Source organism: Agromyces aurantiacus (assembly GCF_016907355.1).
GTDB lineage: Bacteria > Actinomycetota > Actinomycetes > Actinomycetales > Microbacteriaceae > Agromyces > Agromyces aurantiacus.
In genome coordinates this window covers 672,000-697,971 of sequence record NZ_JAFBBW010000001.1, presented here as the reverse complement: position 1 = coordinate 697,971, position 25,972 = coordinate 672,000, and the positions used below count along the sequence as shown (strand labels likewise).

The following is a 25,972-nucleotide window of genomic DNA, read 5'->3' as shown; positions in this document are numbered from 1 at the left end:
GGCGCGCATCCGGCGCGTCCGGAAACGGAGGATCAACATGAGCACGACCGTCACCGCGGATACCGAGGTGGACGTGCCGGTCCGCACGGCCTACGACCAGTGGACCCAGTTCGAGTCGTTCCCCCACTTCATGAACGGCGTCGAGTCGGTCCGTCAGCTCGACGACACGTCGACCCACTGGATCGTCTCGATCGCGGGCGTCACGCGCGAGTTCGACGCGGATGTCTCCGACCAGGTGCCCGACGACCACGTCGCGTGGCGCAGCACCACCGCCGAGGTGCACCACCGCGGCCGCGTCGACTTCCGTCCGGTGTCGGCCGACCGCACCCGCGTCGACCTCACGATCGAGTGGGAGCCCGAGGGCTTCGTCGAGAAGGCCGGCGCCGCACTGCAGCTCGACGACGCGCAGGTCAAGCGCGACCTGCACCGGTTCAAGGAGTTCATCGAGGAGCGCCGGGCCGAGACCGGCGCGTGGCGCGGCGAGGTCCACGGCGCGCAGGAGACGGCTCCCGGCGGCACCGGGCTGCCCGGCACCGCGACCACCGGCACCGCCGGCACGGTGAACCCGCCCATGAGCGAGGGCGTCGTCGGATCCGACCCCGACCTGCGGGCCTAGGCCCGACTCCGCGCTACGGCGCGGGCTCCTCGGCACCGGGTCCGGTCGCGAGCGGTTCGACGGTCGCGATCGGCCCGGTGTCGAGCTGTTCGGGGACCAGGAGGATGCCGCCCGTCGAGTTCGCCGAGCGCATGAGCTCCTCGACCCAGGCCCGGCTGAGCTCGGTCGGCTCGGGCTCGTCGAACACGAAGCGCAGCGGGATGTTCGGGTGGAGCCAGAGCGTGCTCCGCCCGCTCGGCTGGTCGTCCGCGTGCTTCCACGAGACCGTGAACGACTCGCCGCGCCGGAGCTTGGTGATGATCGCGACCTTGAGGTGCGCCAAGGCGCGATCCTCGATGCCGATCGGCGTGGCGGCGTCGCCATAGAACATCGTGCCCATGCACCCGACGATACCCCTGCTCGGGGGTCATGGGCGCGCCGGACGTCGGACCACGCCACGGCGGGCGGCACCCAGAGGGTGCCGCCCGCCGTGGAGTGGGAGCAGATGCCGTCAGACGGCCTTCTTCCCGCCGAGGTAGCGCACCAGGAACACGATGACGGCCAGGACCGCGAGCACGAGGCCCACCCACAGCAGGAACTGCAGCGACTGGACGGCGCCACCGGTGATGAGGAGCACGATGGCGGCGACGGCGATGATGGCGATGAGGATGTTCATGATCTCTCCTTCGGGTACCCGTCGGGTGGACGGTGTGCGGGCACGCCGGGTCGACGCACCCTCCGAGGCAGCCTGTCGGCCTCGTGCAGACGACGGTAGGGGTGTCGGATGACGAGCGGCGAGGGGTTGACCCCCGTTCGAGGGGGATGCTACGGCAGGCGAGTCGCGCCCCATGTCGGACCGCTCAACCCTCGCTGTCAATCCCGTCGACCGCATCGACTCCCGCACCTAGCGTGGAAGCCGGACACGACCATCCGGACGACCCACGCGAGGGGGACCACGTGACCGACCACCTGACCGACCCGACCACCAAGCACCCCGCCGAGCCGTTCCCACGGCAGGAGCAGGAGCCGCCCGGCCTCACCCCGGCGATGAGTCCGCAACCCGACCACGGCGAGCACAGCTACCGAGGGCACGGTCGGCTCGCCGGCCGCCGGGCCCTCATCACCGGCGGCGACTCCGGCATCGGACGTGCGGTCGCGATCGCGTTCGCGCGCGAGGGCGCCGACGTCGCGATCGCCTACCTGCCCGCCGAGCAGTCCGACGCCGAGGAGACCGCGCGCTGGATCGAGGACGCGGGCCGCCGCGCCGAGCTGCTGCCGGGCGACCTGCTCGACGAGGCGTTCTGCGCCGGCCTGGTCGATCGCACGTGCGACGCGTTCGGCGGCATCGACCTGCTCGTCCTCAACGCCGCGCACCAGCGCGACCGTGGCGGCATCGACGAGATCCCGACCGAGGACTTCGACGCCGTCATGCGCACCAACCTCTATGCGACGGTGTTCCTCGCGCGGGCGGCGGTGCCCCGGATGGCGGCGGGATCGTCGATCATCACGACGTCGTCGATCCAGGGCTTCGACCCGTCGTCGCGACTGGTCGACTACGCCATGACCAAGGCCGCCCTCGTGGCGTTCACCAAGGCGCTCGCCGAGGAGCTCGGGCCCCGCGGCATCCGGGTCAATTCGGTCGCGCCCGGCCCGATCTGGACGCCGCTGATCCCCTCGACCGGCTGGCCCGACAAGCTGCCCAAGTTCGGGCAGGACACCCCGCTCGGGCGGGCCGGACAGCCCGCCGAGCTCGCGGGCGCCTACGTGTACCTCGCCTCCGACGACGCCTCGTACACGTCGGGCGCGATCCTCCCGGTGACGGGTGGCAAGCCGCTCTGATGCGGCGATGATGGAGAAGCGGAAGGAGCAGGCCATGCCGGCGAATCGACGCGGACAGTCCTCCCTGAATGACCCGGAGCTCTACGAGAAGCTCCGCGATCAGGGCGATTCGAAGGAGAAGGCCGCCAGGATCTCGAACGCGGCCGCGGCTCGCGGTCGCAGCGCGGTCGGCCGCAGGGGCGGCACGTCGGGCGACTACGACGACTGGACCGTCCCCCAGCTGAAGAAGCGGGCGAAGGAACTGGGCCTGCACGGCTACAGCGGCAAGCGCAAGGGCGAGCTGATCAGCGCCCTGCGCAACCACTGAGGGGCGTCGGATGCCGCGGCTGCGACGCGTCGAGCCCTACGCGTCGCCCGGCATCACGCGACATCGTCGCGGCCGCGGCTTCACGTACCGTCACGCCGACGGCTCGCCCGTCGATCGCGTGGACCGCCGCCGGATCGAGGACCTCGCGATCCCGCCCGCCTGGGAGGACGTGTGGATCGCCGAGGCGCCCAATGCCCACATCCTGGCCGTGGGCGTCGACGCCGCCGGACGCCGCCAGTACCTCTACCACCCGGTCTGGCGGGAGAAGCAGGACCTCGAGAAGTTCCTCCGGATGACGGCGCTCGCCGAAGCGCTGCCCGGCGCCCGGCGCAGCGTGCGGCGCGACCTCGATCTCGAGGGGCTCGCGCGCGAACGCGTGCTCGCGGCGGCGTTCCGCACCCTCGACCTCGGGGCGATCCGGATCGGATCGGAGGAATCCCTGGCCACGGCGCGCAGCCGCGGGCTCACGACGCTGCTCGTGCGCAACGCCCGGCTCGAGGGTGCCGACGCCGTGCGACTCCGGTTCCGCGCCAAGGGCGGCATCGCGCAGGACCTCGTGCTGGCCGACCCGGCGCTGGCGGGATTCGTGCGCGGCATGGAAGGACGCTCACCCGCCTCGCGGCTGTACGCGCACGAGTTCGGCCGGCGCCTGCGGCCGCTCGGTCCGGTCGACGTCAACGAGGACATCCGCGCACGCACGGGCGGCGACTTCACCGCGAAGGACTTCCGCACGCTCCGCGGCACGGTGGCCGCGGCGGACCGGCTCGCCGAGCTGGGCACCGCGACCACCAAGCGCGCCCGCGACGCCTCCGTGCGCGAGGCGATCGTGCACGCGAGCGAGGTACTGGGCAACACGCCGGCCATCGCGAAGGCGAGCTACGTCGACCCCCGCGTCATCGAGGCCTACGAGCACGGTCGCCTCGTGGCCCTGCGCGGCGGCCGCGAGACCGCCCTGCTGCAGCTGCTGGTCGACGACGTGGACGACGCCGGCGGGTGATCCCCGGGTCGGCGACGCCGATCGCGGAGAACGCACATCCGACACGCAGGCACCGCCCGTAGGCTAGCGACATCTGCAACGGGCGGTCGCCCGTGAACCACCGGCTGGGAAGTCGACGACGACGACGGGCCGGACCATCACGACCATATCTTCCGCCGTACCTGCGCGACTCGGCGCGGTACGCACCACCACTCCGCGCGGCGATCGGCCGGGCATCACGCAGAGCTACACGGCGCTCTCCCAGGTCATCAAGGAGAGCGGGCTGCTGCGACGCACGCCCTGGTTCTACGGCCTCCTGATCGGCGGGCTCTCGCTCGCGCTCGGCGGTGCGATCACGGGATTCGTGCTCCTCGGCGACTCCTGGTTCCAGCTGCTCATCGCGGCCGCGTTCGGGATCATCTTCACCCAGTTCGCGTTCTTCGCGCACGAGGCGTCGCATCGGGCCGTCCTGGCCTCGGGCAAGGCGAACGACCGCGTCGGACGGCTCGTCGCGACCGCGATCGTGGGGATCAGCTACCAGTGGTGGATGACCAAGCACACGCGCCACCACGCGAATCCGAACCGGATCGGCAAGGACCCCGACATCGAGTTCGACACGATCTCGTTCACCGAGGAGTCCGCCGCGCGCCAGCGGGGCGTCCTCGCGTGGATCACCCGGCGGCAGGGATGGCTGTTCTTCCCGCTCCTCCTCCTCGAGGGCGTCAACCTGCACGTCACCTCCATCCGCTCGTTGTTCGAGCGCCGGGCCGTCCCCGGCCGCGCGCTCGAGCTCAGCACCATCGCGCTGCGCATCGGCGTCTACGTCGCGATCGTGTTCTGGGTGCTCCCCCTCGGCATGGCGTTCGCGTTCCTCGGCGTGCAGCTGGCCGTCTTCGGCGTGTACATGGGCGCGTCGTTCGCCCCCAACCACAAGGGCATGCCGATCGTGCCGGCCGACGCGAAGCTCGACTTCCTCAGCAAGCAGGTGCTCACGAGCCGCAACATCACCGGCCGCTGGACGAGCCCGCTGATGGGCGGGCTCAACCACCAGGTCGAGCACCACCTGTTCCCGAGCATGCCGCGCCCGCACCTCGGCCGTGCCCGCGAGATCGTGCGGGAGCACTGCCGGTCGCTCGGGATCCCGTACACCGAGACCACGCTGGTCGAGTCGTACCGGATCGTGATCGGCTACCTCAACCGCGTGGGGCTCGCGGCGCGCGACCCCTTCGACTGCCCTGCGGCCGGCGAGTTCCGCCGGCGCTGACGGCGGTCGACGGGAGGGCGGCTCCGGCTAGGCCGCCTCGACCGGCTTGGGCCCGGGGCGCTGCGCCTCGAGCTCGTGCAGGTCGATGACGATGCCGCCGCCGGAGTTCGCCGAGCGCATGAGCTCCTCGATCCACTCCCGGCTGAGCTCGGGCGCCACCTCCTCCTGGAAGACGAATCGCAGGGGGATGGCGGGGTGCAGCCACAGCGAGCTGCGCCCGCGGGGCTCGCCGGCGCCGTGGCGCCACGAGAACATGAAGCTCTCGCCGCGGCGGAGCTTCGTGGTGATCGCGATCTTCAGGTGCGCGAGCGCCCGGTCGTCGATCTCGACCGGGGTACCCGAGTCGCCGTAGTAGAGAGTGCCCACGCGCGGCACCCTACCCCCTGATGGGGGGCGTCGAACACCCCGGAAAGACGAATCCTCGCGTTCTCTCTCGCGAATCGAGAAGTTCAGCCGATATCGGATACGCGAACGATCTCAGCTCTCCAGGACGACATCCTCCGGGCGCTTGTCGGGCCGCAGCCCACGCCACCGCGGATGGCGCGCGACGCCCGTGCGCGTCCACTCGCCGAACTCCATCTCGCCGACCAGTTCGGGCCTCGCCCAGACCGCATCGCGGACATCCGTGGCCGGCACGTCCAGGAACGGCGGCTCCGGTTGCGCGAGCTCGTCGAGGCGGGCGATGAGCCGTTCGGCGTCGCGCTCGCGCAGGCCCGACCCCACCCGGCCGACGTAGCGCAGGCCGCCCTCCTCGGGAATGCCGACGAGCAGGGAGCGGATGCGGCCCTCCCTGCCCCCGACGCCCTTGCGGTAGCCGCCGATGACGACCTCCTGGGTACGGGACAGCTTCAGCTTCACCCAGTCGTCGGAACGCACGCCGGGCCTGTAGCGGGATCGGCGGCGCTTGGCGACGAGCCCTTCGAGCCCGAGGCGCCGGGCCTCCTCGAGCGCGGCGTCGACGTCGCCCTCGGCGAGCGGCGGCACGTCGACCGGCACGCCGTCCCGTCGACGGAACAGCCGCTCGAGGCGCTCGCGCCGCCGGGTGTAGGGCTCGTCCATCGTCGACACGCCGGCGATCTCGAGCACGTCGAAGAGGTGCAGGACGACCGGCACCGCCTTCGCGGCGGCCGCGATCTCGCGGGGCCGGGTGAGGTTCATCCGCTGCTGGAGGAGGCCGAAGTCGGGACGGCCCCGTTCGTCGAGCGCGACCACCTCGCCGTCGACGAGTGCATCGCCCCGCAGCACGCGGGCGACCCCGGCCAGGTCGGGGTAGGTCGCGGTCTGGTCGATGCCCTTCCTGCTGACCAGTCGCACGGCGCCGTCGTCGACGCGGGCGAGGAGGCGGATGCCGTCCCACTTCCACTCCAGCGCCCAGTCGTCGCCGTCGACCAGTCCGGCCGCGCCGGGCACCGCGAGCATCGGCGAGAGGTCGATGGGCTCCGCGACCGACGCGGCCGTGGCGCGCGCGGCCCACGGCGGCTCCTCAGGCGCCACCTCGGCCGCCGTCGGCGGAGCCGGCGTCGGGGCCGGCGGCGCGGCCGGTGCGGGCGGCGCCTCGTGGGACCGCGCCTCCTGCTGCTCCTTCATCCGGTGCAGCAGCCACTGGCTCTTCTCGCCCTCGCCCTGCGTGCGGATCAGCGCGAGGCGCACCCGGCCGAGCGGGCCGCCGGGACGTCCGGTGAGCGTGAAGATCACCTCGTCGTCGCGCCACTTCTCCGACTGGTACGTGCCCGTGTCCCACACTGTCATGCTGCCGGCGCCATACTGCCCGGCCGGGATGGTGCCCTCGAAGACGAGGTACTCCATGGGATGGTCCTCGGTCTGCACCGCGAGGTTGTTCCGATCGGCGCTCTCGGGCACGCCCTTCGGCACCGCCCAGCTCTTTAGCACGCCGTCGCGCTCGAGGCGCAGGTCGTAGTGCAGGCGCCGGGCATGGTGCTCCTGGATCACGAAGCGGGGTGCGCCCTCGCCCGCGGCACCCCACGGCGACGACGGCATCGGCTCGGGCGTGGCGCCGGACTCGCGCATCGAGAGGTAGGTCGCGAGCGGACCCGATCCCGCCGCCGCGGCCCCGAGCGGCGCGATCGGATCGAGCCCGCCGGCGACGCGTGCGAGCACCTCGTGGGCCTCGAGGTGGCGGAGGTCCGGGTCGTCGAGCTCCTCCCAGGTGCGCGGCGCCGCGACGGTCGGGGTCGGTCGCCCGCGCAGCGAGTACGGCGCGATGGTGGTCTTGTTCGCGTTGTTCTGGCTCCAGTCGATGAGCACGCGACTCGCGCGCAACGACTTCCGCATGCTCGACACGATGAGGTCGGGATGATCGGCCTCGAGCGCTCGGGCCAGCTCGCGCGCGACATCCGACACCTGCTGGGAGGTCTGCGCACCGTCGAGCGCGGCGTAGAGGTGGATGCCCTTGCTGCCGCTCGTGACCGGGAACGCCTCGAGGCCCATCCCGTCGAGGATCGCGCGCACCAGCCGAGCGACCTCCGCGCACTCCGCGAGCCCCATGCCCGGACCGGGGTCGAGGTCGAGCACCATGCGGTCGGGGGTGCCGGGTGCGCCGTCGGGCCGGAAGCGCCACTGCGGCACGTGCACCTCGAGCGACGCCTGCTGCGCGAGCCAGACCAGGGTCGCCCGATCGTCGGCGATCGGGTAGGTCTTCGGCCCGTCGCTGTGCTGGATGACGCCGCTGCGCACCCAGTCGGGCGCGTGCTCGGCGAGGTTCTTCTCGAAGAACACCTGCCCCGGCGCATCCGCGGTGCCGACGCCCTCGACCCAGCGCTTGCGCGTCACCGGGCGGCCGGTGACGAGGGGCACCATGACCGGGGCGATCTCGGCGTAGTAGGCGATGACCTCGCCCTTGGTCATGCCGGTCTCGGGGTACATGACCTTGTCGAGGTTCGTCAGCCGCATCCGGCGGCCGTCGACCTCCACGAGCTGGCGCGCGCCCTCGGCCACGCCACCATCCTGCCCGATCCCGCGCGGATCGCCGCAGGGGTGGACGGCGCGGTGGTCAGGCGCTGCTCATTCGCCGCGCACGTCGGGAAGCTCCTCGGCCTGCCCGTGCGCCACCTTCGCGATGGCGTCGGCCGCGCGCACGAGCGAGAGGTGCGAGAGCGCCTGCGGCGTGTTGCCCATGTGCGCGCCGCTGGCCGGGTCGACCTCCTCGCTGAGGAGCCCGACGTCGTTGACGAACCCGTTCAGGCGCCGCATGAGCGCCCTCGCGTCCTCGAGCCGCCCCGACGCCGCATACTGCTCGACGAGCCAGAAGGAGCAGGCGAGGAACGGGTTCTCATTCCCGGGCAACCCGTCGACGTCCGTCTCGGTGCGGTACCGAAGGAGCAGGCCGTCGCGCAGGAGTTCGCGCTCGATCGCGGCCACCGTGCCCAGCATGCGCGGATCGTCCGCCTCGATGAAGCCGATCTGCGGGAGCACCAGCAAAGCGGCATCCGTCCCCGCCCCGCCGTAGTACTGCGTGAAGGTGTTCCGCGCGGCGTCGAAGCCGTGGTGCAGGATGTCGTCACGCACCAGGTCGCGGTGCCGCCGCCATTCCTCGACCGGCCCCGCGAGCCCGAACTCCTCAACGCCGCGGATGCCCCGGTCGAACGCGGCCCACACCATGGCCTTCGAGTGCGTGAAGTGCCGGTCCGGGCCGCGGATCTCCCAGATGCCGCGGTCGGGGCGCTCCCAGGCGCTGCCGAGGAAGTCCAGCAGCGCGATCTGCAGCGGCCACGAGAACTCGGTCTCGCGGAGCCCGGCCCGCCGCGCCGCATGCAGCGCGACCATGACCTCGCCGTACACGTCCCACTGCACCTGGGTGTAGGCGGCGTTGCCCGTGCGCACCGGCGCGGAGCCCGCGTACCCCGGAAGGTGGCCGAGTTCGATCTCGGGGAGCCGGCGCGCTCCCTCGACGTCGTACATGATCTGGATGCCCGACGGGTCGCCGGCGATCGCGCGCAGCAGCCAGCGCCGCCACTTCTCCGCCTCCTCGCGATAGCCGTGGTCGACGAGCACCTCGATGGTCAGGGCGGCGTCGCGCAGCCAGACGTAGCGGTAGTCCCAGTTGCGCGAACCGCCGAGCTCCTCGGGCAGGCTGGTGGTCGCCGCCGCGACGACGCCACCCGTCTCGTCGTGCGTCAGGCCGCGCAGCACGAGCAGCGAGCGCTGCACCTCGCGGTCGTACGGCGACGGAGGCTCGCTCCGCGACGCCCAGTCCTGCCACCAGTCGATGGTCCACTCCAGGATGCCCGGCAGGTCGATGGGCGACGGCGGCTCGTGATGGGAGGCGTATCGGGTGAGCCCGACGTGGGCGACCTCGCCGGGACCCACGGCGAACTCGGCGACGTGCGCGCCGTCCTCGGCGTGGTGCCGCACACCGCGGATGACGACCGCGTCGGGCCCGGCGACGGCGAGCAGGGCCGGCCCGCCGGGCTCGTCGATCCGCCGCACCCAGGGCCGCAGCGCGCCGTAGTCGAACCGCAGCCGGATGATGTCGCGGAACTCCATGGCCCCCGAGAGACCGCGGACCACCCTGACGAGGTTGCTGCGCCCGTCGCGGAACGGCATGAAGTCGATCACCTCCGCCTCCGCGTCGCCGTCCCGCCAGACCGTGCGCAGCACGAACGTGCCCGGGACGTACTCGCGGGTCGGCGTCGCCGTCCGCGATGTCGGACGCAGCGTCCAGTGCCCGGCCTCTGGACCGCCGAGCAGCGCCGCGAACATCGAGGGCGAGTCGTAGCGCGGCAGGCAGAGCCAGTCGATGCTCCCCTCGCGCGAGACGAGCGCGCCCGAGGCGCCGTCGGCGATGAGCGCGTAGTCCCTGATCGGCGTCGGACCGTCCATCGTCCGACGATGAGCGCCGCCGCAGGGCGCTGTCAACCCCACCGGTGACTCGCGGCGCCCGGCGACCGGCGGGCCTACGTTGGGGAGCGGGCGCGCCCGTGCGCGACCCGCGCAGCTGGAGGGAGATCCTCATGACGGCGTCGACGACACTGCTGATCCTCGGGGCGGACGGCGACCTCACGGAACGGCTCCTGCTGCCCGGGCTGGGCACGCTGCTCGCCGCGCACGACGTGGACCTCGAGGTCATCGGCTCCGGGCTGCGCGACCTCGATGCCGGCGGATGGCTCGACCGCGTGTCGACCGCGCTGGACCCGGTGCCGGCGGACCGTCGCGAACGGGTCCTCGCGACCACGCGCTACCTCCGCGCCGATGCGACCGATCCCGAGGCGCTCGGCGACCTCCTCGCCGAGTGCCGCGGCGTGCCGGTCGTGTACTTCGCGCTCCCGCCGGCCGTCACCGCCCGGGTGTGCCTCGCGCTCGCGGGCATCCCGATCCCGGAGGGCCTGCGGCTGGCGCTCGAGAAGCCGTTCGGCACCGACCGCGAGAGCGCGCACCGACTCAACGAGCTCCTGGCCCGCATCGTGCCGGAGCGGCAGATCTACCGCATCGACCACTTCCTCGGCCGCGCCACCGTGCTGAACATCCTCGGCACGCGCTTCGCGAACCTGCTGATCGAGCCCGTCTGGAACCGGCACGCCATCGAGCGGGTCGAGCTGATCTACGACGAGACGCTCGGGCTCGAGGGTCGCGCGGGCTACTACGACCGCGCGGGCGCGCTCGTCGACATGATCCAGAGCCACCTGCTGGCCGTGCTCGCGCTCGTCGCGATGGAACCGATCGACCGGGTCGACGAGGTCGTGCTGCGCGACGCCATCGCGGACGTGCTCCGCGACACCGCCGTGCGGCATGACGACCGCGGCGAGGTCGGCCGGCGCGCGAGGTACACGGCCGGCGAGATCGACGGCCGCGCGCTGCCGGCCTACGCCGACGAGCCCGGCGTCGACCCGGGCCGCGAGACCGAGACGCTCGCCCAGGTGGTGGTCGAGGTCGACGACGAGCGCTGGCGCGGCGTGCCGTTCGTGCTCCGCTCGGGCAAGGGGCTCGGCCGCGCTCGGAAGGTCGCCCGTGCGGTGTTCCGCGCCGCCGCGCCCATCGCCGGACTCGAGGGCCGGCCGCGCTCCGACTGGATCGAACTCGACCTCAGCTCGGGCGAGGTGCTCATCGGCCTCACCATGAACGGCGGCGGCGACCCCTTCGTGCTCGAGCAGACCACGCTCGTCGCGAAGCAGGTCCCCGGCGCGCTGCTGCCCTACGGCGAGGTGCTCAAGGGCATCCTCGGCGACGACCCGACGCTCTCGATGCGCGGCGACGTCGTCGAGGAGTGCTGGCGGATCGTCGAGCCCGTGCTCGCGGCCTGGCGGGCGGGGCGAGTGCCGCTCGAGGAGTACCCGGCCGGCTCCGACGGCCCGTCGGGCTGGTAGCCCGAGCCGCAAGGGCTATCGCTCCCGCCGGTCGCGGGTGTGTACTGGGGAGATGCGAGCCGTCTGGAAAGGGGCGGTCACATTCGGCCTGGTCAATGTGCCCGTCAAGCTGTACAGCGCCACCGAGGACCACGACGTGTCCCTGCACCAGGTCCACGACGCGGACGGCGGGCGCATCCGCTACCAGCGCGTGTGCGAGATCGACGGCGAGGTCGTGCCGTACCAGCACATCGACAAGGCGTACGACGACGGCGAGCGCACCGTGATCATCACCGACGAGGACCTGAAGTCGCTGCCGGTCGAGCGCAGCCGCGAGATCGAGGTCGTCGAGTTCGTGCCGACCGAGCAGGTCGACCCCATCCGCTTCGACAAGAGCTACTACCTCGAGCCCGACTCGGCGTCGAACAAGGCGTACGTGCTGCTGCGCGAGGCGCTCGAGTCCACCGAGCGCACCGCGATCGTGCGGATGTCGCTGCGACAGAAGACCCGGCTGGCCGCGCTGCGCGTCTACGAGGACGTGCTGATGGTGCAGACCCTCCTCTGGAACGACGAGGTCCGCGAGGCGAAGTTCCCCTCGCTCGAGGAGCGCGTGCGGATCAGCGACAAGGAGCTCGAACTCTCGAAGCAGCTCATCGAGAGCCTGTCGAGCGACTTCGATCCCGACGAGTTCGTCGACGAGTACCAGCAGGAGCTGCGCACCCTCATCCAGGCGAAGCTCGAGCAGGGCGACGCCATCGACACGGCGGCCACGTTCGGCGAGCAGCCCGAGAAGGAGGAGGGCGGCGAGGTCATCGACCTGATGGAGGCGCTGCGGCAGTCGATCGCGGCCAAGCGCGGCGGAGGGGAGAAGCCCGCGGCCCGCTCGGGCTCGAAGGCGGCCGCGAAGCCCGCCGCGTCGAAGCCGGCGACGTCGAAGCCGGCGTCGAAGTCGGGCTCCAAGGCCTCGGCCTCCTCGGATGGCGCGGCCAAGCCGGCCGCGCGCCGAACGACGAAGAAGAAGGCCGGCTGACCGGCGCGTCAACCCCGGTGCGCCCGGCGGCCCGCGCTCGTAGCGTGTCCGCATGAGCGACAACGACGACATCCTCTCCCGGTTCGCCGCCGGCGAGGGCGAACAGGGACCGCCCGCGCCCGATCGCCCGCATGACCTTCCGCGCCCGAACGACGACATCCCGGGCGCGAACACCGACACCGGCGACACGCGCACGAGCCCCGGCAGCGAGACGGAGACCGCGGCGAAGCAGGCCGACCCCATCCCGGATCGCGTCGCCGAGGACGTCGATGCGGATGCGGTCCGCGCCGTGCCCGGCACCGGCGGCCCCGACGACGCGGGCGACGTCGACGTCGATCCCGACGAGTTGAACCTCCCCGGCCGCAGCTGACCCGGTTCATTCCTGCGGATATACGATCGGGCGCGCCGCGGTTCCGGCCCGGTCGCCGGGGTGGCGGATCGTATATCCGCAGGAATGGACGCGCGATCGGCGTTCCCGGCGGAGGAGAGCGGGTCAGGCGCCGGCGGGCAGCTTCTCCAGGGCGCCGATCGCCCAGGCGTAGTGCCCGCCGAGGCACTCGTGCACGGGCTCGGCGAGCGTCGCGCCGCCGAGCCACGCCTTGCCCTCGTCGAAGATCGCCCGGTCGTCGAGCGCGTCGATGCGGGCGAGCGCCGCATCGTGGCTCGCTCGCAGGCGCTCACGGGCGGCGGCGAGCTCGCCGTCGCCGCGGTACCGGTCGCGGAGGTCGCGGTTGAGCCGGTCGAGGTCGCGCCAGGTGTACCCGTCGGCGGGGTACGCGGGTGCGCGCCCGGCGGCGTCGGCCTCGAGCCAGCCGAGCAGCAGCATGTGCCAGGCGTGGAGGTGGTTGAGCACGTCGACCACGTCGCGGTCGCGCGGGGCGGGCTCGGCGCCATCCGACACCGGTTCATGCGGTGTCGCGGATGACACGGCCCGCCCGGCCTCGTGCGCCCTCGCGAGCCAGTGGTCGATCGCGTCCTCGAGCTGGTCGAAGCGCTCCTCGGCCTGGCGGACGAGGTCGGCGCGGTCGTTCGGGATGCTCACGCGTCCACCATACGAGCCGCGGCGGATGGCGCGATCCGCCGGACGGCCACGATCGCCGCGGACTCCCCCGGCACCACGAGCATGCCGTCGGCCGGCACGATCTCGGTCGTCGCAGGTCCGGTCGTCAGCAGGACCCGAGCCGGGCCGTCGAATCGCGCCTCCCAGGGCACGAGGCCGAGGTTCGCGAGCACCACGACGCGCTCGGACGCCTCGGGGTCGCCGCGCTCCATCCGGAACCGCTTCGCCGCGTCATCCGCCCACGCGGTCGTGTGCGCGAAAGCCGGGTCGGTGAGCTCGGGTCGGGCACGGCGCACGGCGAGGAGCCGCCGGTGCAGGTCGAGCAGACGTGCGTGCGGGCCGTCCGCCTGCGCCGGCTCGTCCCAGTCGAGCTTCGAACGACGGAAGGTCTCCGGGTCCTGCGGGTCGGGCACGATCGAGCGGTCCCACCCCATGCGCGCGAACTCGGCGATGCGGCCCTCCGCCGTGGCGCGGCCGAGCTCGGGCTCCGGATGCGACGTGAAGAACTGCCACGGCGTCGACGCGCCCCACTCCTCGCCCATGAACAGCATCGGCGTGAAGGGGCTCGTGAGGTTCAGCACCGCCGCGACCGCGAGGCGAGACTCGGAGAGGGTCTGCGAGATGCGGTCGCCAGCGGCACGGTTGCCGACCTGGTCGTGGTCCTGCGTGAACGTCACGAGCCGCCAGGTCGGCACGGCCGGGTCGATCGGGCGGCCGTGCTCGCGCCCCCGGAACGAGGAGAACGTGCCGTCATGGAAGAACCCGCCCGACGTGGTCTTCGCGAGCGCGTCGAGCGGCGCGAAGTCGGCGTAGTACCCGGTGGTCTCGCCCGTCAGCGCCACGTGCATCGCGTGGTGGTGGTCGTCGCTCCACTGGGCGGTCAGTCCGTACCCGCCGACCTCGCGCGGCATGACGAGGGTCGGATCGTTGAGGTCGGACTCGGCGATGAGCGAGAGGGGCCGGCCGAGGTGCGCCGAGAGCGCGTCGGCGTGCTCGGCCAGCTCGCGCAGGATGTGGCGCTCCGACGTGTCGCGCAATGCGTGCACCGCGTCGAGCCGCAGTCCGTCGACGTGGAAGTCGCGCAGCCACATCATCGCGTTCTCGACGAGGTACCGTCGCACCTCGGGCTCGTCGAGGTTCACCGACTCGCCCCACGTGTTCCGCTCGGCCGCGCGGAGGTAGGGCCCGAACCGCGGAAGGTAGTTGCCGCTCGGCCCGAGGTGGTTGTGGACGACGTCCTGGATCACGGCGAGGCCGCGCGCGTGGCACGCGTCGACGAAGCGCTGGTACGCGGCGGGCCCGCCGTACGCCTCGTGCACGGCGTACCAGAGGACGCCGTCGTAGCCCCAGTTGTGCGTGCCGTTGAAGGCGTTGACGGGCAGCAGCTCGACGAGGTCGATGCCGAGATCGACCAGGTGGTCGAGCCGGTCGATCGCCGAGTCGAGCGTGCCGCCGGGCGTGAAGGTGCCCACGTGCAGTTCGTAGAGCACGCCGCCCGCGAGCTGGCGGCCGGTCCAGGCGCCGTCGGCCCACTGATGCGCGCCGACGTCGAACGCCGCGCTCGCCTCGTGCACGCCGCGCGGCTGGCGCCGCGACCGCGGGTCGGGGAGTGCGCGCTCGTCGTCGTCGAGCACGAACCCGTATTCGTCGCCCGGCTCGAGCTCGATGTCGGCGCGCCACCAGCCGTCGGCGCCGCGGTCCATCGCGGCATCCGCGTGCCGCGGCCGGCGCAGCACGACGCGAGCGGGGCGGGGCGCCCACACCTCGACGGTCATCGGGTCTGCTCCACGTCGGCCGGCACGAGCAGCGCGACCGGGTAGGCCGCGAGCAGGTCCGCGAGCGCCACGGCCCCGCCGTCGTGCCGCCGGCCGGTCAGCACGTCGACGACCGGTTCCCGCCGGTGCAGCACCGCGGTGCCGCCCCACGCGGCGGGCGGGGCGGATGCCGCGGGCTCGGCGCCCGCACGCGCGGCGAGCCCGATCGGCAGGCGCGTCGCGACCGTCACGGCGCCGCCGCGATCGAACGCGATCGCGTGCGACGCGGCCTCGCCCACGACCTCGAGCGGGCGGTACCGCGTGAACCACTCGGGCCGGTCGCGCCGCAACCGCAGCGCGCGCGAGGTCACGAGCAGCTTCGCCGCCGCGCGCGCGTCGACGGGCGGCAGGACGCCGTGCGCGACCCCCGCGTCGAGCTCGCCCAGCATGCGCCGCCGCAGGTCGAAGTCGACCGGGCGACGGTTGTCGGGATCGACGAGGCTCGTCTCCCACAGCTCGCTGCCCTGGTACACGTCGGGCACGCCCGGCATCGTCAGCTGCAGCAGCTTCGCGGCGAGCGAGTTCGACCAGCCCGCCGGCGCGAGCCAGCCCACGAACGTCTCGAGCCGATCGCGCACCTCGGGCACGTCGAAGGCCCGGTCGACCACGTCGTGCATGCGCCGCTCGAAGCCGTCGTCGGGCGCCGTCCAGCGGGTCGAGACGGATGCCTCGCGCGCGGCCTTCTCGGCGTAGGCGTGCACGCGCTCGCGGCTGAGCGGCCAGGCGCCGACGATCGCCTGCCACAGCAGCGCGTCGAACGGCCCGTCGCCCGTCGACCCTGCGCTCGCGCGCAGCGCCTCGAGCTCGAGCGACCACCGCCCGGGTGCCTCCGCGAGCGCGTCGAGGCGCGCGCGCACGTCCTCGCCGCGCTTGGTGTCGTGCGTCGAGAGCGTCGTCATCGAGTGCGGCCACTCGGCGAGGCGACGCTCCTGCCGGTCGTGGAACCGCTCGACCGTGATCGCGAACTCCGACGGGTCGCCGCCGACCTCGGTGAGCGATCCCAGGCGCGTCCACCGGTAGAACGCGGTGTCCTCCACGCCCTTGGCCATGACCATGCCGCTCGTCTGCTGGAACCGCACGGCGACCGGCTGCGAGGGGTCGGCGAGCACGGGCACGAGCGCGTCGACCGCCGCCGCGAGGTCGGGGCGGTGGACTCGCGCCATCCGGGCCGCCGCCTCGAGGTGCTCACGACCCGCCGGCAGGTACGACCGGTAGACGGGGAAGCACGCGAGCAGCTCGGCGAGCGCGTCGGCAGTGCTCTCGGGCCGCGGCTCTGGCACGAGCCGTTCGAGCCGGAGCACCTCGCTGCGCAGGATCCCGTCGGCGATCCCGCGCTTGGTGCCGTGGATCAGCTCGTCCCAGTCGGCCGGGCCGTCGATGCCGGTCTCGGCGCGCAGGCGCGCGTCGAGCGCGTCGAGCGCGGCCTCGCCGTCGGGGTCGACGAGCACCCGGTCGACGTCGGCGAGCGCGTCGTAGCCGGTCGTGCCGTCGGTGCGCCAGTGCGCGGGCAGCGTCTCGTCGCCCTCGAGGATCTTCTCGACGAGGAGGTACACGCCGCCCGTGGCCTCGGTGAGCCGGTCCAGGTAGGCGCCGGGCGCGGCGAGACCGTCGGGATGGTCGACGCGCAGTCCGTCGGCGAGGCCGTCGCGCACCCAGCGCACGATCTCGGAGTGCGTCGCCTCGAAGACGGCCGGGTCCTCCACCCGGACGCCGGCCAGCTCATTGACCGCGAAGAAGCGCCGGTAGTTCAGCTCGGCGTCCGCCCGGGTCCAGTGCACGAGCTCGTAGTGCTGGCGGGCGTGAACCGTCGCGGCGTCGGCGCCGTCGTCGGCCGAGCCGGGTGCGAGCGGGAACCGGTGCTCGAAGTAGCGCAGCTCGCCGTGCTCGACGCGCAGGTCGCCCGCGGCGGCCGCCTCCTCCACCGTGCCGCCGAGCACCGGGATCCGCACCCGGCCGCCCGTGAACGCCCAGTCGACGTCGAACGCGCCGGCGTGCGGGGAATCGCGGCCGAACCGCAGCAGGCTCCACCACCACGGGTTCTGCGCGGCATCCGCCACCCCGACGTGGTTCGGCACGATGTCGACCAGGATGCCGCGGCCGCGACGGTGCGCGGCATCCGCCACCGCGTCGAGGCCCGCCGCGCCGCCGCGCGCCTCGTCGACCTCGTCATGGCCGACGACGTCGTAGCCGTGGTCGGACCCGGCCCGCGCGGGCAGGATCGGCGACAGGTACACCCAGTCGACGCCGAGCGCGTCGAGGTAGTCGACGGCCGCCGCGGCATCGTGCAGGTCGAACGCGGGACGGATCTGCAGCCGGTAGGTCGACCGCGGCTCGCGTCGCGGCGCGCGGGTCACGCGCCCGCCTCGGACTTCGGCGGCGGTGCTTCCTCACGGCTCGCGGCGACCATCGCCGACAGCGACGCCGCGACCGAGTGGTCGACCTCCTCGGGCGTCGGGTCGTGCTGGCAGAGCACCACGAGCGAGCGCTGCTCGAGCGGGATGGTGCCGCCCGGCTGGATCGGGTCGCTGTCGGCGCGCTTCCCGGCGGTGTCGATGACCACCTCCCACTCGGGCGAGTACTCGTGCATGGGCAGCGTGAACTCGACCGTGTCGTCGTGCGCGTTGAACAGCACCACGAAGTGACGGTCCACGATCCGCTCGCCCCGCCGGTCGCGCTCGCGGATGCCCTCGCCGTTGAGGAACACCCCGATGGCCTTGCCGAAGCCGGCATCCCAGTCCTCCGGCTCCATGATCGACCCGTCGGGCCGCAGCCAGACGATGTCGGGCACGGGGTCGCCCTCGCCGCGACGCACCGGGCGTCCGTCGAAGAACCGGCTGCGCCGGAACGTCGGATGCTCGGCCCGCAGCTTCGCGACCGCCGCGGTGAACTCGACGAGCGGATGGTCGGCGCGCTCCCAGTCGATCCAGCTGAGTTCGGAGTCCTGCGCGTAGACGTTGTTGTTGCCCTGCTGCGTGCGCCCGAGCTCGTCGCCGTGCGAGAGCATCGGCACGCCCTGCGAGAGCAGCAGCGTCGTGATGAAGTTGCGCTGCTGCCGGGCGCGGAGCGTCAGGATGTCGGGATCGTCCGTCGGACCCTCGACGCCGAGGTTGTACGAGCGGTTGTGCGATTCGCCGTCGTTGTTGTCCTCGCCGTTGGCCTCGTTGTGCTTCTCGTTGTACGAGACGAGATCGCGCAGCGTGAACCCGTCGTGCGCGGTGACGAAGTTGATGGAGGCCACGGGGCGCCGCCCGGAGTGCTCGTACAGGTCGGCCGAGCCCGTGAACCGCGACGCGAACTCGCCGAGGGTCGCCGGCTCGCCGCGCCAGAAGTCGCGCACGGTGTCGCGGTACTTGCCGTTCCACTCGGTCCACTGCGGCGGGAAGTTGCCCACCTGGTAGCCGCCGGGGCCCACGTCCCACGGCTCCGCGATGAGCTTGACCTGCGAGACCACGGGATCCTGCTGGACGAGCTCGAAGAACGCCGCCAGCCGGTTCACCTCGTAGAACTCGCGCGCGAGCGTCGACGCGAGGTCGAAGCGGAACCCGTCGACGTGCATGTCGATGACCCAGTAGCGCAGCGAGTCCATGATGAGCTGCAGCGCGTGCGGATGGCCGACGTTCAGCGAGTTGCCCGTCCCCGTGTAGTCCATGTAGTACTGCGGGTCGTCGTCGACGAGGCGGTAGTACGCCGCATTGTCGATGCCGCGCATCGAGAGCGTCGGGCCGAGGTGGTTGCCCTCGGCGGTGTGGTTGTAGACGACGTCCAGGATCACCTCGATGCCCGCCGCGTGCAGCGACTTGACCATCGCCTTGAACTCCTGCACCTGCTCGCCGCGCTGCCCGGTCGAGGCGTAGGCGTTGTGCGGCGCGAGGAACGCGATGGTGTTGTACCCCCAGTAGTTCGACAGCCCCTTCTCCTGCAGGGTGCCGTCGTTGACGAACTGGTGCACGGGCATGAGCTCGATCGCGGTCACGCCGAGCTTGACGAGGTGGTCGATCACCGCCGGATGGCCGACCGCGGCGTACGTGCCGCGGATCTCGTCGGGCACGCCCGGGAGGGTCTCGGTGAGCCCCTTCACGTGCGCCTCGTAGATGAAGGACGAGGCGTACGGCCGGCGCGGGTGGCGGTCGCCGGACCAGTCGAAGAACGGGTTCGTGACGACGCCGAGCATCATGCTGCCCGCCGAGTCGTCGTCGTTGCGTCCGTCGGGCTCGCCGAACGGGTAGCCGAAGAGCGACTGGTTCCACTCGAGCGCGCCGTCGACCGCCTTCGCGTAGGGGTCGAGCAGCAGCTTGTTCGGGTTGCAGCGCAGGCCCTGCTCGGGGTCGTACGGCCCGTGCACCCGGTACCCGTAGCGCTGCCCCGGCTGCACCTGCGGAAGATACGCGTGCCAGATGAAGGCGTCGACCTCGATCAGTTCGACGCGCGTCTCGACGCGCTCGTCGTCGAACAGACAGAGTTCCACGCGCTCGGCGACCTCGCTGAAGAGCGCGAAGTTGGTGCCGTTCCCGTCGAACGTCGCGCCGAGCGGATAGGTCGAGCCGGGCCAAGTGTGCATTCGTCGTCCCCCAACGGTCAGCCTGCAGGCCATCGTAGGGGGCGCGCCACGTGCGTGCCGCCGGTTGACAGCGAACCGGCGGCGGAACGACGACGGCCGGAGCACGAACATGTCGCGCTCCGGCCGCTCGGGCGTCGCCGCCCGGGATCTTCGTTACTTCTCGTCGCCGGCGCAGACCGAGCTGACCTCGGAGGAGGCCTCCTGCACGGCGGTCTGCTGCTCGGCCATCGCCTCGGGGTCCTGCTCGACGACCGTCGCCTCGGGGTCGTCCTCGGACGGACCCTCGGTGAGACCCGACGCGTACTCGGAGACGCCCTCCAGCGTGGCCTTGAAGTCCTCCACCGCGGACGTCAGGTCGTCGTCGTCGCCCGCATCCTCAGCGGCGGCGTCGACGCGCGACTTGGCATCCTCGAGGTAGGTCTGGAGCTCGTCGACCGAGGCCGGGGCGGCGAGGGTGTTCTGGACGCCGTTGGAGACGTCGCGCACCTCGGTGGCGACCGTGGTGCAGCTGTCGGCTGCCGGCGCGGCGGTGTCCCCGCCGTCTCCGGCCGCACAACCCGACAGCGCGAGCGCACCGGCGAAGACCAGTGCGGCGGGCATGGCGAAACGTCGCATTCGCAACTCCTCTGTTCTCGTGAAACAGGTAGAGCCTACTCAGCGGCACCGACAGGGAAACGCCCCTTGACGTGCAGATCCTGCCGAAAACCCCTCGCACGAGGGCCACGGCGCCGAAGGTTCCGCCGAGACGCCGAAGGCCGCGATCACTCGCGGCCTTCATCGAGCGGAGACGGCGGGATTTGAACCCGCGGTCCCCTTACGGGGACTCCACCTTAGCAGGGTGGTGCACTCGACCGGACTATGCGACGTCTCCTCGTGAACGCCCGAAGGCGAACGCGACTGCCATCATAACCGGCAACCGCCGGAAACACGATTCGGCAGGGACCCGGCCGGACGACCTACTGGTCGTCGAGCGAGCGGCCCGCCGAGCAGCGGGTCTCGGCTGCGGTCTGGCCCGTGACGTCGCTCGGGAGCGCCTGCTCCGTGGGCGCGGGCGCCTCCGTCGCGGGTGCCTCCGTCGCCGGCGCCTCCTCCGTCGGCGTCTCCTCGACCGGCTCCGCGGGCGCGGCGGTCGGGTCGCCGGCCGACGCGAACGACGCATCCTGGTTCGCGGCGGCGTCGAACGCGACCGGGAGGTCCTGCTGCAGGGCGAGGTTGATGACCTCGGCCGACTCGGTGGGCACCACGGCGCTGTAGTCCGCCTCGTAGGCGGTCGGGTACTGGATGAACGCGATCTTGGAGAGGTCGGTGTCCTTCAGCGCCTTCGCGATCGAGACCAGGCGCATCGGGTCCGTGAGACTGTCGGACAGCTGCATGTTCGCGAGCGCGGCCTTGGCGATGCCGTAGAGCTTGACCGGGTCGGAGTAGGTGCCCTCGCTCTGCATCTTCCGGGCGAGGGACGAGAGGAACACCTGCTGGTTCGAGATGCGCCCGAGGTCGGAGCCGTCGCCCACGCCGTGCCGGGTGCGGAGGAACTGGAGGGCCGCCATGCCCGAGAGGGTGTGGGTGCCGGCATCCAGGAAGGTGCCGGTGTACTCGTCCTCGATGGGTTCGGCGACGCAGACGTCGACGCCGCCGATCGCCTCGGAGAGGCCGGCCACACCGAGGAACTGCACGGTGCCGGCGAACGGGATGGTGACGCCCGTGAGCTGCTCGACGGTCTTCACGACGCACGGCATGCCGCCCCACGAGAGCACGGAGTTGATCTTCACGCCGTAGAGCTCGTCGAGCTGCGAACCGGGATTGGCCGGATCGTCGCACGCGGGCACGTCGACGACCATGTCGCGCGGGAAGCTGACGACCGAGGCATGCGAGTGGTCCTCCGCCACGTGCATGAGCATCGTGACATCGTTGAGGACCGACGTCTCCTCGTTCGGATCGCCGAAGGCCATGCCCTGCCCCTGGCGGCTGTCGCTGCCGACCACGAGCAGGTTGACGCCGCCCTCGATCGCCCCCACGTCGGGCACGCCCGCGAGCACGTCCTCGTTGCCGAGCGTCACGCTGGGCTTCGCCGTCGCAGCCAGGTCGAACACCGCGTACGCCGCGACGGCCGTGCCCGACGCGAACACGACGGCGACCGCTCCGGCGACGATCTTCCCGACGGTCGACCAGACGCCGTTGCTGCGGAGTCGCCCGTGACGGGCCGTGGGCGGCGTGTCGGCGGACTGCGTGGTCGGCGGCGTCGATCGGCTCACTCGGGCGGCTCCTCTCGTCGGTCGGTCGCGGTGGCGCGGAGGGCGTGGGATTCGAACCCACGAGGCATTGCTGCCCACTGGTTTTCAAGACCAGCTCCATCGGCCGCTCGGACAGCCCTCCTCACCCGCACGACGGCGCTCCGCGGTGGTCGCGGCGCGTCATCGGGCTGGGCAGGCCCCGATTCTAGCCGAAGCGCATTCCAGACAGACTTCCACGTCGAGCCTGAAAAGGCGCTGTGCCGGATGCCGCGACGCCTGGGTCGCCGGGCCGCCGGGCACCGGCCGCGGGGCTTGGACCCGGGCCCCGGGTTCAGCCGTCGTTGGCGGTCGAGCAGCGGACCTCGTCCGCCGTCTGCCCCGTGATATCCCCGGGCAGCGCCTCGACCGTGCCGGGGCCGGCGCTCGCGGACGGCGCCGGCGTGGCTGCGCCGGACGGCGCCGTCGCGGCATCCGTCTGGACCGGCGCCTCGGTCGCATCCGGATCCGCCGTGCCGTAGGACGCCTGCGAGGTCGCCGCGGGGTCGATCCCCACCGGGACGTCGCGCTGGAGCGCCGAGGCCACGGCCGCACCCGATTCGGCGGGCAGCACCGCACTGAAGTCGTCGGTGTAGTACGTGGGGTACTGGATGAACGCGATGCGGTCGAGGTCGATCGCCTGCATGGCACGGGCGATCGAGACGAGGCGAGCGGGGTCCTGGAGTCCCTTGGACAGGGTCATGTTGGCCAGGACGGCCTTCGCGATCGAGTACAGCTTCACGGGATCGCCGAGCGTGCCCTGGGACTGGAGGGTCCGCGCGAGCGAGGCGAGGAAGGTCTGCTGGTTCGAGATGCGGCCGAGGTCGCTGCCGTCGCCGACACCGTGGCGCGTCCGGAGGAAGGCGAGCGCCTGGTAGCCGTGGATCGTGTGCCGGCCTGCGTCGAGCTGCAGCCCCGACCACGGGTCGTCGATCGGGTCGACGAGGCAGACCTCGACCCCGCCGACGGCCTCCGACAGGGCCGCGACGCCGTCGAACTCGACGATCCCGCCGACCGGGATCTTCACGCCGAGCATCTGCTCGATCGTCGCCGCGACGCAGTTCAGTCCACCGTCGTGGAGGATCGTGTTGAGCTTGACCCCGTACCGTTCCGAGAACCCGTCGCCGGAGGGATCGTCCGGGTCGGGACACGCCGGCACGTCGACGAGCATGTCGCGCGGGAAGCTGACGACCTCGACGTGCGAGTGGTCCTCGGCAATGTGCAGGAGCATCGTGACGTCGTTCAGCACGCCGGCCTCCTCCTCCGGATCACCGAACGCGCCGCTCTGCGGCCGTTTGTCGCTTCCGACCAGCAGGAAGTTCAGTCCGCCCTCCATCGCCCCGATGTCGGGGACCGAGTCGAGGATCTTCTCGCTCTCGAGCTCGACCGCGGGCTTGATCTCGCGCACCACGTCGACCACGGCGAACGACGCGACGGCGGTGGCGCTGACCGCCACGACCGCGGCGGCGGTTCCGAGCGCCTTGGCGACCACGCGCCCCGTCCCGTGCCGCGCCAGGCGGCCGTGGCGCGCCGGCGGACGCGTCGCCTCCGTGAGCACGGGCGCGGCGACCGGGCCCGTCGAGGGCGCGGGGGGCACCAGCAGCAGCGGCTCGGCGAGCGGACCCTCGGTGGACGCGCCCAGCTCGACGGCCTCCTCGACGGCGCGGTCGTGGGGAGCGCCCCCGCCCTCCGGCGGCGCCTCGCCCCTCGGTTCCGAATCGGACTCGCTCACGCCCCTCCCCCGAGCGCGATCCTACTCGCGGAACCCCCCGATCAGGCGGGACATCCCGACCTGCGGGTCAGGGCAGCGAGTCGAGCACCGCCGCGAGCCCGGCCTCGTCGATCGTGCCGGCGCGCTCGCGCGCCGCCGCGATCACCTCGTCGGGCGCCTGCCCCATGGCGACGGCGCGGCCGGCGGCGCGCGCCCAGTGGAACATCTCGATGTCGTTGCGGCCGTCGCCGACGGCCAGCACGCGGTGCAGCGGCACGTCGAGCCATCCGCGAACGCGTTCCAGGGCGGTCGCCTTGTTCACGCCGTCGGGCGCGATGTCGAGCCAGGCGGTCCAGCCGATCGCATAGCTGACGTGGTTCAGCCCCATCTCGTCGACGATCGCGAAGAACTCGTCGAGCTCGTGGTCGACCGAGGTCGCGACGACGCGGATGGCGCGCTGGCCCAGCATCTCGTCGAACTCGACCTTGCGGGCGCGCTCGAGGTTCCAGTCGGTCATGCCCTCGGTGAAGAGGCGGTAGCCGTCGGCGAGCTCGACCAGGAATCGCCCGCTCGGCAGCGCCTCGCGGATCTGCCGGAGCACGGGCGTCGCGTCGAAGGTCTCGACGTGGGCCTGCGCCCATCCCTCGGCCGACGCGGGGTCGCGGCGCATGGTCATCGCACCGTTCGCGCACACGACGTACTCGGGCTCGAGCTCGAGGTGCTCGAGGACGGGCCGCGTGGTCGACCAGGACCGCCCGGTCGCGAGCGTCACGAGGTGCCCGCGAGCGACGGCGGAGGACACGGCGTCGACCACGCGAGGATCGATCGACTCGTCCTCGTGCATGATCGTGCCGTCGACGTCGAGGGCGACGAACCAGCGATCGGTCATCGCGCGACGGGGCGGAACACCTCGAGGCCGCCCAGGTAGCCCCGCAGTGCGTCCGGGACCACCACGGAGCCGTCGGCCTGCTGGTGGGTCTCGAGGATCGCGACGATCCAGCGGGTGGTGGCCAGGGTGCCGTTGAGCGTCGCGACGGGCGCGGTCTTCCCGCTCTCGATGCGGTGGCGGATGTCGAGGCGGCGCGCCTGGAACGTCGTGCAGTTCGAGGTCGACGTGAGCTCGCGGTACGCCTGCTGGGTCGGCACCCAGGCCTCGACGTCGTACTTGCGCGCGGCGCTCGAGCCGAGGTCGCCCGCGGCCACGTCGATCACGCGGTACGCGAGGCCGAGCGCTTGCAGCATCTCCTCCTGCCAGCCGAGCAGCCGTTCGTGCTCGACCTCGGCGTCGGCGGGATCGACGTAGCTGAACATCTCGAGCTTGTCGAACTGGTGCACGCGGATGATGCCGCGCGTGTCCTTGCCGTGGCTGCCGGCCTCGCGCCGGTAGCAGGTCGACCAGCCCGCGTAGCGGATCGGACCCGCCGACAGGTCGAGGATCTCGTCGGCGTGGTACCCGGCGAGCGCGACCTCACTCGTGCCGGTGAGGTAGAGGTCGTCGGCGGGCAGGTGGTAGACCTCCTCGGCGTGCGCGCCGAGGAATCCGGTGCCCTGCATGACCTCGGGCCGCACGAGCGTGGGCGTGATCAGCGGCGTGAATCCATTGGCGACGGCCTTGTCGAGGCCCATGTTCATGAGGGCGAGCTGCAGGCGCGCGCCGACGCCCTTGAGGAAGTGGAACCGGGCGCCCGAGACCTTCGCGCCGCGCGCCATGTCGATGGCGTCGAGCAGTTCGCCGATCTCGAGGTGGTCGCGCGGTTCGAAGCCGAACGCCGGGATCTCGCCGACCTCGCGGAGGATGTCGAAGTCGTCCTCGCCGCCGGCCGGCACGCCCTCGATCACGACGTTGCCGATGCGCTGGACCGCGGCGCGGAACGCCTCCTCGGCGGCCGCGGCCTCCGCGTTGGCCTGCTTGACCTTCGCGGCGAGCTCCTGCGCCTGCGCGACGAGCGCGGCCTTCTCCTCCTTGGGCGCCGTGGCGACCTGCTTGCCGAACGCGTTCTGCTCGGCCCGCAGGGACTCGAACGCGGCGATCGCCGCGCGCCGTGCGGCATCCGCGGCCACCGCCTCGTCGACGACGGCGGGAGACTCGCCGCGCGCCTCCTGCGAGCGCTTGACCAGGTCGGGGTTCTCGCGGAGCAGCACGGGGTCGATCACCCGAGCAAGTCTAGGGCGTGTCCTCTGCGGCGGGCCCGGCACGGAACCGCGCCCGTGCGCAACCCGGCGTCCTCGGAGGGCCGATGCCCTAGATTCGA

Annotated in this window: 22 protein-coding genes and 2 tRNA genes; 8 read left to right on the top strand and 16 right to left on the bottom strand. The window is 72.2% G+C overall.

Going from position 1 to position 25,972, the window contains the following annotated elements; all coding sequences use genetic code 11:
- Window positions 1-37 precede the first annotated feature (37 nt).
- Window positions 38-616, top strand: a complete 579-nt coding sequence (locus JOD46_RS03315; protein WP_204391648.1) for an SRPBCC family protein — start codon at window positions 38-40, stop codon at window positions 614-616.
- Between the two features lie 13 nt (window positions 617-629).
- Here the strand turns inward: JOD46_RS03315 and JOD46_RS03310 are convergent, their stop codons facing one another.
- Together JOD46_RS03310 and JOD46_RS03305 are read right to left on the bottom strand one after the other, a co-directional pair.
- Window positions 630-995, bottom strand: coding sequence for a DUF7882 family protein (locus tag JOD46_RS03310; protein ID WP_204391646.1), 366 nt, complete (start codon window positions 993-995; stop codon window positions 630-632).
- A 111-nt stretch (window positions 996-1,106) separates the two neighbouring features.
- Window positions 1,107-1,271 carry a hypothetical protein gene (locus JOD46_RS03305; RefSeq protein ID WP_204391644.1) on the bottom strand — a complete coding sequence of 55 codons (165 nt, stop codon included), beginning with the start codon at window positions 1,269-1,271 and terminating at the stop codon, window positions 1,107-1,109.
- Between the two features lie 281 nt (window positions 1,272-1,552).
- Between JOD46_RS03305 and JOD46_RS03300 the strand changes: the two genes are divergently transcribed.
- The 4 genes from JOD46_RS03300 to JOD46_RS03285 all read left to right on the top strand — a co-directional run bounded on the left by JOD46_RS03300 (window position 1,553) and on the right by JOD46_RS03285 (window position 4,981).
- Window positions 1,553-2,434: an SDR family oxidoreductase gene (locus JOD46_RS03300; protein WP_307834887.1), complete on the top strand. Its 882-nt coding sequence runs from the start codon at window positions 1,553-1,555 to the stop codon at window positions 2,432-2,434.
- A 34-nt stretch (window positions 2,435-2,468) separates the two neighbouring features.
- Window positions 2,469-2,741 carry a DUF7218 family protein gene (locus tag JOD46_RS03295; RefSeq protein WP_204391641.1) on the top strand — a complete coding sequence of 91 codons (273 nt, stop codon included), beginning with the start codon at window positions 2,469-2,471 and terminating at the stop codon, window positions 2,739-2,741.
- Between the two features lie 10 nt (window positions 2,742-2,751).
- A complete protein-coding gene (locus JOD46_RS03290) occupies window positions 2,752-3,738 on the top strand; it encodes a DNA topoisomerase IB (RefSeq protein ID WP_204391639.1) in 987 nt (328 codons plus the stop codon).
- A 145-nt stretch (window positions 3,739-3,883) separates the two neighbouring features.
- Window positions 3,884-4,981 (top strand): fatty acid desaturase family protein, encoded by a 1,098-nt coding sequence (locus JOD46_RS03285; RefSeq protein WP_204396189.1) that lies wholly within the window; start codon window positions 3,884-3,886, stop codon window positions 4,979-4,981.
- Window positions 4,982-5,008: 27 nt separating this feature from the next.
- On the opposite strand, the gene JOD46_RS03280 is transcribed toward JOD46_RS03285, so the two are convergent.
- The 3 genes from JOD46_RS03280 to JOD46_RS03270 all read right to left on the bottom strand — a co-directional run bounded on the left by JOD46_RS03280 (window position 5,009) and on the right by JOD46_RS03270 (window position 9,820).
- Window positions 5,009-5,347 carry a DUF7882 family protein gene (locus tag JOD46_RS03280; protein ID WP_204391637.1) on the bottom strand — a complete coding sequence of 113 codons (339 nt, stop codon included), beginning with the start codon at window positions 5,345-5,347 and terminating at the stop codon, window positions 5,009-5,011.
- Between the two features lie 111 nt (window positions 5,348-5,458).
- Window positions 5,459-7,936, bottom strand: a complete 2,478-nt coding sequence (locus tag JOD46_RS03275) for an ATP-dependent DNA ligase (RefSeq protein ID WP_307834886.1) — start codon at window positions 7,934-7,936, stop codon at window positions 5,459-5,461.
- 66 nt (window positions 7,937-8,002) lie between these two features.
- Complete coding sequence (locus tag JOD46_RS03270) at window positions 8,003-9,820, bottom strand: glycoside hydrolase family 15 protein (RefSeq protein ID WP_204391635.1); 1,818 nt, start codon at window positions 9,818-9,820, stop codon at window positions 8,003-8,005.
- A gap of 131 nt (window positions 9,821-9,951) precedes the next feature.
- Between JOD46_RS03270 and JOD46_RS03265 the strand changes: the two genes are divergently transcribed.
- Genes JOD46_RS03265 through JOD46_RS03255 form a run of 3 tightly spaced genes read left to right on the top strand, consistent with a single transcriptional unit; the run spans window position 9,952 to window position 12,680 of the window.
- Window positions 9,952-11,301 (top strand): glucose-6-phosphate dehydrogenase, encoded by a 1,350-nt coding sequence (locus JOD46_RS03265; RefSeq protein WP_204391633.1) that lies wholly within the window; start codon window positions 9,952-9,954, stop codon window positions 11,299-11,301.
- Window positions 11,302-11,353: 52 nt separating this feature from the next.
- The gene (gene ku / locus JOD46_RS03260; RefSeq protein ID WP_204391631.1) at window positions 11,354-12,310 is read left to right on the top strand and encodes a non-homologous end joining protein Ku; all 957 of its coding nucleotides are present in this window, start codon (window positions 11,354-11,356) and stop codon (window positions 12,308-12,310) included.
- Between the two features lie 52 nt (window positions 12,311-12,362).
- On the top strand, window positions 12,363-12,680 hold the full coding sequence (locus tag JOD46_RS03255; RefSeq protein ID WP_204391627.1) for a hypothetical protein: 318 nt from the start codon (window positions 12,363-12,365) through the stop codon (window positions 12,678-12,680).
- A gap of 123 nt (window positions 12,681-12,803) precedes the next feature.
- Here JOD46_RS03255 and JOD46_RS03250 read toward each other — a convergent pair whose 3' ends face one another.
- From JOD46_RS03250 to serS, 11 genes are all read right to left on the bottom strand, one after another.
- The gene (locus JOD46_RS03250; RefSeq protein ID WP_204391626.1) at window positions 12,804-13,352 is read right to left on the bottom strand and encodes a ClbS/DfsB family four-helix bundle protein; all 549 of its coding nucleotides are present in this window, start codon (window positions 13,350-13,352) and stop codon (window positions 12,804-12,806) included.
- Window positions 13,349-15,145 carry a malto-oligosyltrehalose trehalohydrolase gene (gene treZ, locus JOD46_RS03245; RefSeq protein WP_204391625.1) on the bottom strand — a complete coding sequence of 599 codons (1,797 nt, stop codon included), beginning with the start codon at window positions 15,143-15,145 and terminating at the stop codon, window positions 13,349-13,351. The genes JOD46_RS03250 and treZ overlap by 4 nt, the downstream gene beginning before the upstream one ends.
- Window positions 15,142-17,538 (bottom strand): malto-oligosyltrehalose synthase, encoded by a 2,397-nt coding sequence (gene treY / locus JOD46_RS03240; protein ID WP_204391624.1) that lies wholly within the window; start codon window positions 17,536-17,538, stop codon window positions 15,142-15,144. Before treY ends, treZ begins: the two co-directional genes overlap by 4 nt.
- A complete protein-coding gene (gene glgX, locus JOD46_RS03235; protein ID WP_204391623.1) occupies window positions 17,535-19,742 on the bottom strand; it encodes a glycogen debranching protein GlgX in 2,208 nt (735 codons plus the stop codon). The genes treY and glgX overlap by 4 nt, the downstream gene beginning before the upstream one ends.
- Window positions 19,743-19,895: 153 nt before the next feature.
- Window positions 19,896-20,357: a hypothetical protein gene (locus JOD46_RS03230; RefSeq protein ID WP_204391622.1), complete on the bottom strand. Its 462-nt coding sequence runs from the start codon at window positions 20,355-20,357 to the stop codon at window positions 19,896-19,898.
- A gap of 167 nt (window positions 20,358-20,524) precedes the next feature.
- Window positions 20,525-20,613 (bottom strand) — tRNA-Ser (locus tag JOD46_RS03225).
- Between the two features lie 85 nt (window positions 20,614-20,698).
- Complete coding sequence (locus JOD46_RS03220; RefSeq protein WP_204391621.1) at window positions 20,699-21,994, bottom strand: LCP family protein; 1,296 nt, start codon at window positions 21,992-21,994, stop codon at window positions 20,699-20,701.
- A gap of 36 nt (window positions 21,995-22,030) precedes the next feature.
- Window positions 22,031-22,115 (bottom strand) — tRNA-Ser (locus JOD46_RS03215).
- A gap of 189 nt (window positions 22,116-22,304) precedes the next feature.
- Window positions 22,305-23,741 carry an LCP family protein gene (locus JOD46_RS03210; RefSeq protein WP_204391620.1) on the bottom strand — a complete coding sequence of 479 codons (1,437 nt, stop codon included), beginning with the start codon at window positions 23,739-23,741 and terminating at the stop codon, window positions 22,305-22,307.
- Window positions 23,742-23,808: 67 nt separating this feature from the next.
- Window positions 23,809-24,609, bottom strand: coding sequence for an HAD family hydrolase (locus JOD46_RS03205; RefSeq protein ID WP_204391618.1), 801 nt, complete (start codon window positions 24,607-24,609; stop codon window positions 23,809-23,811).
- Complete coding sequence (serS, locus tag JOD46_RS03200; RefSeq protein WP_204391616.1) at window positions 24,606-25,874, bottom strand: serine--tRNA ligase; 1,269 nt, start codon at window positions 25,872-25,874, stop codon at window positions 24,606-24,608. Before serS ends, JOD46_RS03205 begins: the two co-directional genes overlap by 4 nt.
- Window positions 25,875-25,972: the final 98 nt, after the last annotated feature.